Raw genomic sequence first — 12031 nt, 5'->3', positions numbered from 1 at the left:
TTTTGATCGACCTGGAACCGTGGCCCGGACAACGGCAAATGTCCGGGCTTGGCATAAGCGTAACATGGTCGTATTCCGGCCCTATGCCGACCTCAAGCGCTTCGGGCCGGTTTTGTGAATAATTTCCGCGTCCTTCGCGCGGAACCGGTGCTAGAGTAAGTGCGCCGGCCGGGACCACCCAGCGCATCACGGACAAGCAATGCAGGCTCTCTTTATCGGACAGACCTATATCGACGTCGTCTTCATCACCGACCACATGCCGACCGGCGACGAAAAGCACGTGGCTTCGGACTACGCGGTTTCCTTCGGCGGCAACGCGGTGACGGCGGCGTTCTGCTGCGCCAAACTCGGCATCGTGCCCGATCTGATCGCCACCGCGGCCAATGACTGGCTGGGGCGCATGTTCCAGGACATGTGCGCGAAATACGCGATCTCGCTGCACGGCCGCAAGGTGAACCAGTCCTCGCTGTCCTTCATCATGCCGAAGGACGGCAAGCGCGCCATCGTGCGCTGCCGCGACGACGAGCACATCCATCCCTTCCCCATGCTCAATCTCGGCGGCTGCCGCGCGCTGCATGTCGACGGCCACCAGCCCGATGCGGCACTCCACTACGCAAAAGTCTGCCGCGAGGCCGGCATTCTGACCTCGCTCGACGGCGGCGGCCTGCGCACCAACACGCATGAGCTCTTGGAATTCATCGACGTCGCGATCGTCGCCGAGCGCCTGTGCGAGCAGATGGACCTGACGCCGGAGAAGATGCTCGATTACCTCAAGGCACGCGGCTGCAAGATCGGTGGCGTCACCATGGGCGAAAAGGGCCTGCTCTGGTACGACGAAACCGGGACGGTGCAAGTGATGCCGGCGATGCCGATCCCGCGCGAGCGCGTGATCGACACCAACGGCGCCGGCGATGTCTTCCACGGCGCCTATGTCTATTCCTACCTCGCCCATCCCGGCAAGAGCTGGCGCGAGCATTTTGACTTCGCCCGGGCCGCCTCGACCTTCAAGATCCAGCGCCTCGGCAACGAGGCCGGCCTGCCGACCCTTGTCGACATCGCCAAGGTCAGGCACGAGTTCGAAGTTCGAGTCTAAATTTCGCAAGGGCATATCATGGGGCGCGTCTTCGTCGCCGGCAGCATCAACATGGATGTGGTGGCGACCGCCGATCGCCACCCAAAAGTCGGCGAGACCGTCGCGGGCCGCGAGGTGCTGTATTTTCCAGGCGGCAAGGGCGCGAACCAGGCGGTCGCGGCTGCCAGACTTGGCGCGAAGACGACGCTGATCGGGCGGCTTGGCAAAGATGCGTTCGGGACCGAGCTTCGGACGTTCCTCGCCGCGCAGGGCGTCGATCTCGGCTCGTTGCGCGATGCCGACACGCATAGCGGCACCGCGATCATCACGGTTGCGGCTTCCGACAACACGATCGTCGTCATTCCCGGCAGCAATGCTCTGGTCAGCGCGGAGGATGTCGCGGATACGCCGCTGGCCATGGGTGACGTCGCTGTCAGCCAGTTCGAAATTCCGCTGCCGACGATTGCCGCGTTCTTCCAGCGGGCTCGCAGCGCCGGAGCGACGACGCTGCTTAATCCGGCGCCCGCGCAAAAGATGTCGCCCGAGCTGCTCGCGCTGGTCGATATCCTCGTGCTGAACGAGACCGAACTCGGCTTTCTCGCCGGCACTGAGCTCACCGATAGCGATGACGCCACAAAGATCATCGCCGTCGCGCGACAACTTCAGGCGCGCGCGGACCAGACGATCTGCATCACACTCGGCAAACGCGGCGTCCTCGCGCTCGCTGCCAGTGAGGAGCTCGCGGTGCCCGGCCGTGTGGTGAAAGCGGTCGACACCACAGGCGCCGGCGACTGTTTTGTCGGCGCACTCGCCTCCCAGCTCGCCGATGGCGTACCTCTGCGCGCCGCCCTCGCCTTCGCCAACGCCGCTGCCTCGATCAGCGTGCAGCGGATGGGCGCGGGGCCGTCGATGCCGACTGCCGCGGAGGTGGCGGCGTTGCTTTAGGCAATACTCCTGTCATTGCGAGCGCAGCGAAGCAATCCAGACTGCCTCCGCGGAAAGACTCTGGATTGCATCGCTGCGCTCGCAATGACGAAGAGATCACGCCAGCGCGCTCTTCAGATCAAAACTTTCATCGGCAGCCTGCTCGGGCGTGATCGAGCGGTTCATCGCCTGCAAGCGGCGGCCGAACATGTGATCGCCGGCGCGGTTGATGGATTCGATGCCGAGCAGTCTGTCGCCGTGATAGCAGAACGCTGAGAACGCCTTCCTTGCGGGATCGCCGCGCAGCACCACGCGGTCATAGCCGGTGGTGAGGCCAGCGATCTGGAGCTTGTCGTCGCCCTGGTCGCTCCAGAACCAGGGATGGCCGTCGTAAGGCTTCTTGTCGCCGGTCAGCCGCGCCGCCACACAACGGGCGTGGTCGGTGGCGTTCTGCACCGATTCCAGCCGCAACGAACCGCCGAAGCGCTGACTCGCGAACAGCGCGCAATCGCCGATCGCCGAGATATTGGGATCGGCCGTCGACAGATATTCGTCGACGATGATGCCGGCGGCAACAGGGAGCCCCGCCTCGGCTGCAAGCTCGATGTTCGGCAGCACGCCGACGCCGACGACGACGAGATCGGCAGGCAGATGCCGGCCGTCACTGAGACTGACGCCGGTGACCTTGCCATTCTCGGCCCCGATCGAGGTTGCCTGCACACCGAGGTGAATGCGGATACCGGCTTCGCGATGCCGCGCCTGGAAATACTCGGAGACCTCCGCGGTCACTGCGCGCGCCATCACGCGCGGGGCAAGCTCGAGCACGTCCACTTCCAGGCCCTTGATCCGCGCCGTGGCGGCGAACTCGAGGCCGATGAAGCCGGCACCGATCACCACGACCCGCGTCTTCGTCGGCATGATCTGGCGCAGCGCCTCGCTCTCGTCGAGGATGCGAAGGTATTTCACGTCGGGCAGATTGGCGTTGGGCAGATCGAGCAGACGGTTGCGCGCGCCTGTGGCCAGCACGAGATGGCCATAAGGAAGCGTCTCGCCCGAGGCGAGCAGCACTTTTCGTGCAGCGCGGTCGATCGAGACGGCGCGCCCCGAGATCAGCTCGATCTTCTGGTCCTGGTAGAATTTCTCGGGGCGGAACATCAGGCTGTCGGGCCCGGCCGAGCCCTTGATGTAGGCCTTGGACAGCGGCGGTCGCTGATAGGGTAGATGCGCCTCGTCATTGATCAGGCAGATGCGCTGCGCAAAACCCGCCTGCCGCAGCGACGCAGCGACCTGGTAGCCACCATGGCCGGCGCCGACAATGATCACAGGACCATCAGTCATTGGACAGCCCATTTCTTCAAGACACGAGCATCACCCATGTCGTCTCCTCTCGCTAAAGATGGCTTGGCTAGCCTAGGAGGAGCCGGCGCTCGTGTCCGTCCCTAAACGAAGGCCGCCCATTTGAGCCGATCATTCGGCGCGGCGCAAGGGCCGGGGCGCTGGCGGCCGGGGATTGTCTCCCCTCGCCTTCTGCGATTTAGTTGCAGCAACGGACCTCTAGCCGGGGATTATTCCAATGACAGCTCCTGTCTCAAAACCCGACGATCCCGCGCTGCTGCGGATCGAGGGTGCGATCGCAACGATCACGCTCAACCGTCCCGCCGCGTTCAACTCGGTCAACCTCGCGATCGCCGAGAGGCTCGAGCAGCTCGCGGCCTATATTGAAGGCGACGACGCCATCAAGGTAGTGGTGATCGAGGGCGAAGGCCGCGCCTTCTCCGCCGGCGGCGATCTCCAGACGATTGGTGCTGCGGCCGAAGCCAACAATGTGACGCCGGTCGTCGGCGAACTCCTCAAGCACTATCATGCCTTCATCGAGATCCTCAGGCGCATGCCAAAGATCTCGCTGTCCAGCGTGCACGGCTCGGCCGCCGGCGCCGGCATGGGCCTCGCCTTCGTCACCGATCTCTGCATCGCCGCTGACGACGCCAAGTTCACGCCGGCCTATGCCAAGATCGGCGTGTCACCGGATGGCGGCTCGACCGTCGGGATCGTCGGCACGGTCGGCTCGCGCCGCGCGCTGCAGATTTTTCTCGCCGAGGACAATTTTACCGCGCAGCAGGCCTATGAATGGGGCCTCGTCGTCAAGACCGTTCCGGCGACCGAGTTGAAAGCAGCGACGCGACAGCTCGCCGAGCGCCTCGCGCAAAACCCGGCGGCGGCGATATCAGGCACCAGGTCGCTGGTCTATGCGGCCGCGACTACGCCCGTAAAACAGCAGCTCGATGCCGAGGAGCACAAGATCATCATGGCGATGAACACGGAGGAGTTCCGTATCGCCGTGAAGAAGTTCACGAGCAAGAGCAAGTGAGCCCACTCAGGCCGTCGCGCTCGTTCTGCGGCCTGCGTCACGGCGCGACCGACTGGAATCGGCAGGGACTCTTTCAGGGCCGGACGGACAATCCGCTGAATGAGGACGGTCTCAAGCAGGCGCACGAGGCTGCAAGCTTGTTGCGCGGTGTCGGCATCAGCCGCATCGTCGCAAGCCCGCTGGTGCGTGCGGCCAAAACGGCCGAAATCATCGCGGATGAGATCGCGGTACCGCTCTCGATCGATGCCAGCATCATCGAGCTCGATTTCGGCAGCTTCGAGGGCCGTCCCGTGCGCGACCTGATGATCAAGCACGGCGTCAATTCGGCGACGGGGCTGGTCTCGATCCTGCCCGCCGACGGCGAGGCCTGGGACGCCATGGCCGAACGCTCACTACGCTGTGTGGCTAACTGGCTCGATCGTTATCCGAGCGATAATCTGCTGTTCGTCTGCCATGACGCGGTGATGCAGGGCATGGCGAACGCGCTCTCCGGCAGCTACTTCAAGAACAGTCACGGCATGCCGTTTCGCTATGTCTGCGACGATGCGCAATGGAGCATCGAGCAGCTGATCACTTAGGACAAATATAGCCCGTCCCCGCCGGCGACTTGAAGCAGCCGACCGACTCGGGGAGCACGTGCTGCGGCAGCCACAGCACCACGCTGGGGAAATAGATCGCAAACGCGATGGTGGCGAAGAACACGACATAGATCGGCAGCGCCGCGCGCAGCGCCTTGGCAAAGCTGACGCCGACGAATTTCGAGGCCATCAACAGCACCAGACCATAAGGCGGCGTGATCAGGCCGAAGGCGAGCGTAGCGATAAGCACAACGCCCATGTGGACACCATTGATGTCGCCGGCCTCCGTCAGTGCGTTCACCAGCGGCATGAAGATGATGATGGTGGGCACCGGCTCGATGAAGTCGCCGACCACGGTGAACAGCAGCACCATCAGCAGCATGATCAGGTGCGGATCGTTGCCGGCGATCGAGGTGATCATGTCGGCGATGTAGCTCGCGCCGCGCAAATAGGCGAGCATCCAGCCGAAGGCATTGGCGGCGCCGATGGTGATCAGGGGCAGCGAGAAGATCAGGCCGGCGAGGCAGAAATCGTACGGGATTTTCCTGAAGTGCCCGCGGTTGAGCGCGGGGATCACGACCAGGATGATCCAGACCACGGCGACGACGCCGGCTTCCGTCGGCGTGAACCAGCCGGTCAAAATGCCGCCTAACAGGATCACCGGGATCATCAGCGGCAGGGCCGCATCGCCCGCCGCGAACACCACCTGTCGCAAAGGCGCGCGCGGCTTGCGCAGGCCCGAAGGACCGAAGAAATAGCAATAGATCATAAGGCCGAACCCGATCATCAGGCCGGGCACCACGCCGGCCATGAACAGGCCGGCAATCGAGACGTTGCCGACCGCGCCATAGACCACCGCGGTGATGCTCGGCGGCACCAGCGCAGCGATGGTCGAGGCGGAGGCGATGATCGCGGCGATGAAGGCGGGATCGTAGCCCTCGCGCCTCATCGGGCCGCCGAGCGCGCGGCTCATCACGGCGACGTCGGCCGTGGTCGAGCCGGACATCTCCGAGAAGAACATGCTGAAGACAACCACCACCTGCGACAGGCCGCCCCTGATGTGCCCGACCAAGGACACCGAAAGATTGGCTATTCGTACCACCACGTTGGCCGAGCTCATGAGCTCGCCCACCAGCAGGAAGAACGGAATGGCGAGCAACGCCTCGGAATCGACGCCGTCAAAAATCTTCTGAATGATTGCGGCGAGCGAGACATCAGACAGAAACGCGCCGACGAAGACGCCTGCCATCAGCGAGAACGGCACGGGCACGCCGAGATAGCCGAACGACAGGAAGCAGATCGACATCAACGCGAGGACGATGGGTGCGCTCACGGCTGCGCCCTCACCTGCGCTTCGGTCACAACAGGCGCAGCGTCCTCATCGGGCGGCTCTGGATGATCAAACCCATTGCGCAGGCCGTTGACGAGCTGCTCGATGGTGAACAGGCCGATCAGGATGCCGGACAGCGGAATGATGGCGTAGAGCGAGGCGATCGGCGTGCCCGACGGCAGGCGGAAGCTGCCGAAGCCGCGAAGATAGTTCTGGTAGCCGTACCAGATCAGGCAGAAGGCGACGGCGAGGACGATGAGACGGATGATGATTTCGACGATGATCCGGGGCGTGCCATGCATCGCCTCGGAGATCGCGGTGAGATAGAGGTGATCGTTGCGACGCGTCGCCACGGCCGTCCCGATGAAGATCGCATAAATGAAAAGCGTCGAGGTGACTTCCTGAAGCCATAGCCAGGGATGGCCGATGGTGCGGGTGACGATGTCGGCGGTCACCGACAGCGAGAAGCCGAAGCACAGCGCGCCACAGAGGATCATGAGCGCGAGCTCGAGCCAGTCGAGCCAGCGCCATTTCAGATGACGCTGACGTTGGAGTACGAGCTTGTCGGCGATGGGCATCCACCTCTCCGTCGTCCCGGCGAAAGCCGGGACCCATAACCCCGAAAGGGAGTTGTTGCGCGAGCTGGCGACTCCAAGTCTTCGCCAAACTCAATTCTGTGGTTATGGGTCCCGGCTTTCGCCGGGACGACGCAGATAAGCGCCCGCGCGGTTGCCCTAATTAATGGACCGGATCAGATCCTTGATCTTCTCGGCATGCGGGCCGAGCTCCTTGGCGAGCTTGTCCAGATAGGGATCGGCGATCGCTGTAAAGCTCTTCTTGTCGACGTTATCCACGATCTTGACACCCATCTTCTTCAGCTTCTCGGCCGCGCTGCGCTCGAGGTCGAATGCCTTCGCCGGCTCCTTGGTGCTGATCTCGTTGGCCGCGGTCTGCACCCATCCCTTCTGTTCGGCCGAGAGGCTCTGCCAGAGCTTGTCGGAGACGAACACCAGCGCGTTGTTGGCCTCGTGCTCGGTGATGTTCAGCACCGGGGCGACCTCGTAATGCTTGTTGACGAGATAGACATTGATGCTGTTCTCGGCGACGTCGACCACGCCGGTCTGCAACGAGGTGTAGACGCTGCCGAACGGCATGTGCACGGTCTGGGCGCCGTAGGCCGGGAACATGGTGTCCTCGGTGGCGGTCGCCTGCACACGGACCTTCAGGCCCTTGATATCAGCCACATTGTGGATCTCCTTCTTGGAGTACATGTGGCGGACGCCCTGCGATCCCGTGCCGATGAGATGCAGGCCCTGCGTGGTCTCCTCGATCATCGTCTTGAGCGCTTCGAACACGCGGGGGTCGGCGAGCCCCTTGACGACATGCTGTTCGTCGCGGAACAGATAGTGCAGCGACATCACGCCTGCCTGCGGCGAGATGGTCGCGGTGTTGGCCGAGGAGACGATGGAGAATTCGACGTCGCCGGCTTTCACGAGCTGGAGCACCTGCGGCTCCTGCCCGAGCTGCGCGCCGGGATACTGGTCGATGATCATGGTGCCTTTGCTCAATTCCTTGAGCTTGTCGGCAAAGAGGTCGCCGGCGATCGAATAGCCGGTGTTGCGGGGCTGGTCATAGGCGAAGCGATAATGCTTCACCTCCTGTGCCCCGGCGCCCGTGACGAACAGCATGGCGGCCGCAGCCGCCAACCCACGCAAGGATCGTGCAATCATCGTCTCCCCCTGTGTTTATCGCCCGCCGCCTTTAGCGGTCTCGGCGCTCGTTCAAGTGTTGATCAGCCCTTACTCAGTCTTCTTCCCAGTCCTCTGCATGAAGTCGAAGTCGCAGCCCTCGTCGGCCTGCATGATGGTCTCGTTGAACAGCCAGGCATAGCCTCGGCGTGCCTCATCAGGCGCCGCGGCCGGCTTCAATTGGGCACGGCGGCGCTCCAGCTCGGCAGCATCAACCAAGAGCTCGATGCTGCGCTTGGCCACATCGAGGCTGATCATGTCGCCGTTCTTCACCAGCGCCAGCGGCCCGCCGACGGCGGATTCCGGCGTGATGTGGAGAACGATGGTGCCGAACGCCGTGCCGCTCATGCGCGCATCGGAAATGCGCACCATGTCCTTGGTGCCGCCGCGCGCGAGCTTCTTCGGGATCGGCAGATAGCCGGCCTCGGGCATGCCAGGCGCGCCCTTGGGGCCGGCATTGCGCAGCACCAACACGTCATCGGCCGTGACGTCGAGCTCGGGATCATCCACCCGCAGCGTCATGTCCTCGACGGATTCGAACACCACCGCGCGCCCCGTATGCTGCAGCAGCTTCGGGCTCGCAGCCGATTGCTTGATGACGGCGCCGCGCGGCGCGAGGTTGCCGTGCAGGATGGCGAGGCCGCCTTCCTTCTTGATCGGATTGTCGCGCGAGCGGATCGCGTCCTGGCCCGGGACATCCTCTGCATTGGCGACGACATCGCGCAGCGTCTGGCCCGATATCGTCTTCGCATCGAGGTCGACGAGATCGCCGAGCTGGGCCAGCAGTTTCGGCACACCGCCGGCGTGGTGGAAGTGCTCCATATAGTGCTCGCCCGACGGCTTGAGATCGACCAGCACAGGCACCTCGCGGCCGATCTGGTCGAACACTTCGAGATCGAGCCGATGCGGCGAGCGATGCGCCATCGCGGTCAGATGGATCAGGCCGTTGGTCGAGCCGCCGATCGCCTGCAGCACGACCTGCGCGTTCTTGAATGACGCCGGCGTCAAGAGCTCGCTCGGCTTCGGCCCCTTGGTCTTGGCCATCTCCGCCGCGACCCGACCGCTCGCCTCTGCAAGACGGAAACGCTCGGCATGCGGCGCCGGAATCGTCGCGCTCATCGGCAGCGACAGGCCCATGGCTTCGATCATGCAGGCCATGGTCGAAGCCGTGCCCATCACCATGCAGGTGCCGACGGACGGCGCGAGACGGCCGTTTACCGCCTCGATCTCGGCGTCATCCATTTCGCCGGCGCGATACTTGGCCCACAGACGGCGGCAATCGGTGCAGGCGCCCAGCACCTCGCCCTTGTGATGGCCGACCACCATGGGTCCGACGGGAATGACGACGGTCGGTAAATCGGCGCTGATCGCGGCCATCACCTGCGCCGGCAGCGTCTTGTCGCAGCCGCCGATCACGATCACCGAATCCATCGGCTGGGCCCGGATCATCTCCTCGGTATCCATCGCCATCAGATTGCGCAGGTACATCGAGGTCGGATGCGCGAAGCTCTCGGCGATCGAGATGGTCGGGAACACGAACGGCATCGCGCCCGACAGCATCACGCCGCGCTTTGCGGCCTCGATGATCTGCGGAACGTTGCCGTGACAGGGATTGTAGTCGCTATAGGTATTGGTGATGCCGACGATCGGACGCTCCAGCGCGTCGTCGGAATAGCCCATGGCCTTGATGAACGCCTTGCGCAGGAACAGCGAGAAGCCGGCATCGCCATAGCTCGTCAGACCCTTGCGCAACCCACTCGTCATCCTGCCGCTCCTTCTCGCCGGTCATTGTGCTACAGCCTGCCCCCTGATTGTCAATAAGACAGGCGTATACTTCGCTATTTCTGGACTGGCGCACCGCCAAACAGTCAGATTATTGACAATCTGCCCCTTCCCTGCTCCCTAGGGCGGACCGGCAGACGCCGGAGGCCGAGGGCATGTCCGACATTCGCACCGCAGATGCCATGCCTGTCAGGCGCGACGATCCTGACGACGTCGTCGCGCGGCTGGAAGAGGACATCATCTTCGGCCGCCTCGCGCCGGGCGCGCGACTGACCGAGGACGCGCTGATGTCGGCTTACGGCACCTCGCGCCATTTTGTGCGGCAGGCGCTGGTGGATGCGGAGCGCCGCGGCATCGTCCGCCGCGAGAAGAATGTCGGCGCCACCGTGCGGTTCTATTCGGCCGACGAGGTCCGGCAGATCTACGAAGTCAGGGAGATGCTGACGCGGCAGGCCGCACTGATGATCCCCCTGCCCGCGCAAAAAGACCTGATCGACGAACTCACCGCCCTGCAACGCGACTACTGCGCGAAGGCCGATATAAGCGACCTGCGCGGCATCCACGAAGCCAACGACGCCTTCCACGTCGCGCTTTTTGCCGCCTGCGGCAATCCTTATCTGGTGCGCTCGCTCCAGGACTACATGAACCTGACGCTGCCGATGCGCGCCAAGAACCTCGCCGACCGCGAGGGCCTCGCGCTATCGCGACGCCAGCACGAGTTGATGATCGAGCTGTTGAAAGGCCGCGACAGCTGGGCCCTGGCGCAGCTTTGCGTGGATCACATGCAGTTCAGCAAGGCGGATTATCTGGCGCGGATTGCGGGGGAGGCGCAAGGCTGAGGCGCACGCCAAGGGCCGGAGTACTGCCCGCTCTTCAAAAGGCTATGGACATGATCAAAATCGTGAGGGAGAACGCGGCATCAAGCCAATTTCAGGATGCCGCAAGATGGAATTTGATGATGTCATTCTCGGCCGGCGAAGCATTCGCGGTTACAAGCCCGACCCAGTCTCGCCGGAATTGATCAAGGAAATCCTGGCGCTGGCCATGCGCGCGCCTTCGTCGATGAATACCCAGCCGTGGAATTTCTACGTCATCACCGGAGCACCGCTGGATCGTATCCGTCAGGGCAACACCGAGCGCAATCTGGCGGGTGTGCCGCACTCGCGCGAGTTTCGAACCGGCCAGGCATTCGAGGGCGTGCATCGCGAACGCCAGATCGGCGTTGCCAAGCAGTTGTTCAGCGCAATGGGAATTGCACGAGATGACAAGCAGCAGCGGCAAGACTGGGTCCTGCGCGGCTTTCGCCAGTTCGACGCGCCCGTGTGTGTAATCATCACATACGATCGCGAGCTGGCCTCCAGCGACGATACGGCCTTCGACTGTGGCGCCGTGGCGACAGCGCTCGTCAACGCGGCCTGGTCGCGGGGGCTTGGCGCCGTGATCAACAGCCAGGGCATCATGCAATCGCCCGTCGTGCGCGAGCATGCGGGGATCGCGGATGATCAGGTGATCATGAAAAGCATCGCGTTGGGCTGGCCGGATCACAGCTTTCCCGCCAATGCCGTCATCTCCGAGCGCAAGTCGGTCGATGAAGCGACGACCTTCGTGGGTTTTGCGGGTGAAGCCTAGAAGCAGACTTCGTCAGTCGAGCGTGTCACCCCTTCAGTACCGTCGCAGCAGCCCGCGATCCACGCCGGCATCGCCATAGCCGGCGCAGGCCGCCTTCGGGTCCTTGATCAAATCCGCCCGGACACGCTTGAACGTTTTGCCAGCCGCCTCCGACACCTCAGGACGGAATTTGACGGGATCGTAGCTCTCGCCGTCGCGGGCCTTGATGGCCGCCGAGTAGGCATCGATCATCGCCATCGCTGCCTTGGGGTTGCCGAGCATCCGTGCGCCTAGCTGAACGGCGCCGACGCCATCGACCTCATAGCCGACGCAACGTTGTTCGAGCACCACCGATGCGGTGACGAGCTGATCAAGGAATGTCGCTTCGGCGTCGCTGAGCGGTGCGCCTCGCGCCGGTCCTGACGCGGTCGTTGCGAGGATTGCGACAACCGACAACTTTAATTTCATTTGTCGTTGCTCTCGAAATGGGATCGCACCAATCGAGAGCCAGACAATGGCTGCAGTACCGTTGACCTAGATCAATGGTGGTCTTCGCGAGTCAGATGCTCGCTGACAGAATTCACTCTCTCAACGCGTCATTGCGAGCGCAGCGAAGCAGGG

At 63.4% G+C, this 12031-nt stretch carries 12 protein-coding genes; 6 read left to right on the top strand and 6 right to left on the bottom strand.

Features of this window, described 5'->3' with window-relative positions; all coding sequences use genetic code 11:
• Positions 1 to 199: 199 nt before the first annotated feature.
• Positions 200 to 1093: a sugar kinase gene (locus XI06_RS33460; protein ID WP_237863644.1), complete on the top strand. Its 894-nt coding sequence runs from the start codon at positions 200 to 202 to the stop codon at positions 1091 to 1093.
• Positions 1094 to 1111: 18 nt separating this feature from the next.
• On the top strand, positions 1112 to 2017 hold the full coding sequence (rbsK, locus tag XI06_RS33455) for a ribokinase (RefSeq protein WP_237889572.1): 906 nt from the start codon (positions 1112 to 1114) through the stop codon (positions 2015 to 2017).
• 96 nt (positions 2018 to 2113) lie between these two features.
• On the opposite strand, the gene XI06_RS33450 is transcribed toward rbsK, so the two are convergent.
• Positions 2114 to 3334, bottom strand: a complete 1221-nt coding sequence (locus tag XI06_RS33450) for an NAD(P)/FAD-dependent oxidoreductase (RefSeq protein WP_237889571.1) — start codon at positions 3332 to 3334, stop codon at positions 2114 to 2116.
• Between the two features lie 235 nt (positions 3335 to 3569).
• Here XI06_RS33450 and XI06_RS33445 point away from each other — a divergent pair, with 235 nt between their 5' ends.
• Positions 3570 to 4364 carry an enoyl-CoA hydratase/isomerase family protein gene (locus tag XI06_RS33445; protein ID WP_237863641.1) on the top strand — a complete coding sequence of 265 codons (795 nt, stop codon included), beginning with the start codon at positions 3570 to 3572 and terminating at the stop codon, positions 4362 to 4364.
• On the top strand, positions 4361 to 4942 hold the full coding sequence (locus tag XI06_RS33440; protein ID WP_237889569.1) for a histidine phosphatase family protein: 582 nt from the start codon (positions 4361 to 4363) through the stop codon (positions 4940 to 4942). Before XI06_RS33445 ends, XI06_RS33440 begins: the two co-directional genes overlap by 4 nt.
• On the opposite strand, the gene XI06_RS33435 is transcribed toward XI06_RS33440, so the two are convergent.
• From XI06_RS33435 to XI06_RS33420, 4 genes are all read right to left on the bottom strand, one after another.
• Positions 4935 to 6275, bottom strand: coding sequence for a TRAP transporter large permease (locus XI06_RS33435; protein ID WP_237889567.1), 1341 nt, complete (start codon positions 6273 to 6275; stop codon positions 4935 to 4937). The two genes, XI06_RS33440 and XI06_RS33435, sit on opposite strands and share 8 nt — an antisense overlap.
• Entirely contained in the window at positions 6272 to 6850 is a 579-nt protein-coding gene (locus XI06_RS33430) for a TRAP transporter small permease (protein WP_237870519.1), read from the bottom strand. The genes XI06_RS33435 and XI06_RS33430 overlap by 4 nt, the downstream gene beginning before the upstream one ends.
• Positions 6851 to 7006: 156 nt before the next feature.
• A complete protein-coding gene (locus XI06_RS33425) occupies positions 7007 to 8002 on the bottom strand; it encodes a TRAP transporter substrate-binding protein (RefSeq protein WP_237863637.1) in 996 nt (331 codons plus the stop codon).
• A 69-nt stretch (positions 8003 to 8071) separates the two neighbouring features.
• A complete protein-coding gene (locus tag XI06_RS33420) occupies positions 8072 to 9784 on the bottom strand; it encodes an IlvD/Edd family dehydratase (RefSeq protein WP_237863636.1) in 1713 nt (570 codons plus the stop codon).
• Positions 9785 to 9957: 173 nt separating this feature from the next.
• Here XI06_RS33420 and XI06_RS33415 point away from each other — a divergent pair, with 173 nt between their 5' ends.
• Both XI06_RS33415 and XI06_RS33410 read left to right on the top strand, forming a co-directional pair.
• The gene (locus XI06_RS33415) at positions 9958 to 10641 is read left to right on the top strand and encodes a GntR family transcriptional regulator (protein WP_237863635.1); all 684 of its coding nucleotides are present in this window, start codon (positions 9958 to 9960) and stop codon (positions 10639 to 10641) included.
• A gap of 106 nt (positions 10642 to 10747) precedes the next feature.
• Positions 10748 to 11431, top strand: coding sequence for a nitroreductase (locus XI06_RS33410; protein ID WP_237863887.1), 684 nt, complete (start codon positions 10748 to 10750; stop codon positions 11429 to 11431).
• A 33-nt stretch (positions 11432 to 11464) separates the two neighbouring features.
• On the opposite strand, the gene XI06_RS33405 is transcribed toward XI06_RS33410, so the two are convergent.
• A complete protein-coding gene (locus tag XI06_RS33405) occupies positions 11465 to 11878 on the bottom strand; it encodes a hypothetical protein (RefSeq protein WP_237863634.1) in 414 nt (137 codons plus the stop codon).
• Positions 11879 to 12031: the final 153 nt, after the last annotated feature.

The organism is Bradyrhizobium sp. CCBAU 11434 (assembly GCF_028128895.1).
GTDB classification, from domain to species: Bacteria; Pseudomonadota; Alphaproteobacteria; order Rhizobiales; family Xanthobacteraceae; genus Bradyrhizobium; species Bradyrhizobium zhengyangense.
The sequence above is the reverse complement of the archived record's forward strand: the minus strand, read 5'-3'. Positions and strand labels throughout refer to the sequence as shown.

What these genes read in the sequence shown, in the direction of transcription:
- XI06_RS33405 (WP_237863634.1), bottom strand. Translation starts at nt 11,878, where the DNA reads ATGAAATTAAAGTTGTCGGTTGTCGCAATCCTCGCAACGACCGCGTCA.
- XI06_RS33460 (WP_237863644.1), top strand. Translation starts at nt 200, where the DNA reads ATGCAGGCTCTCTTTATCGGACAGACCTATATCGACGTCGTCTTCATC.
- XI06_RS33450 (WP_237889571.1), bottom strand. Translation starts at nt 3,334, where the DNA reads ATGACTGATGGTCCTGTGATCATTGTCGGCGCCGGCCATGGTGGCTAC.
- XI06_RS33425 (WP_237863637.1), bottom strand. Translation starts at nt 8,002, where the DNA reads ATGATTGCACGATCCTTGCGTGGGTTGGCGGCTGCGGCCGCCATGCTG.
- XI06_RS33420 (WP_237863636.1), bottom strand. Translation starts at nt 9,784, where the DNA reads ATGACGAGTGGGTTGCGCAAGGGTCTGACGAGCTATGGCGATGCCGGC.
- XI06_RS33445 (WP_237863641.1), top strand. Translation starts at nt 3,570, where the DNA reads ATGACAGCTCCTGTCTCAAAACCCGACGATCCCGCGCTGCTGCGGATC.
- rbsK (WP_237889572.1), top strand. Translation starts at nt 1,112, where the DNA reads ATGGGGCGCGTCTTCGTCGCCGGCAGCATCAACATGGATGTGGTGGCG.
- XI06_RS33415 (WP_237863635.1), top strand. Translation starts at nt 9,958, where the DNA reads ATGTCCGACATTCGCACCGCAGATGCCATGCCTGTCAGGCGCGACGAT.
- XI06_RS33410 (WP_237863887.1), top strand. Translation starts at nt 10,748, where the DNA reads ATGGAATTTGATGATGTCATTCTCGGCCGGCGAAGCATTCGCGGTTAC.
- XI06_RS33430 (WP_237870519.1), bottom strand. Translation starts at nt 6,850, where the DNA reads ATGCCCATCGCCGACAAGCTCGTACTCCAACGTCAGCGTCATCTGAAA.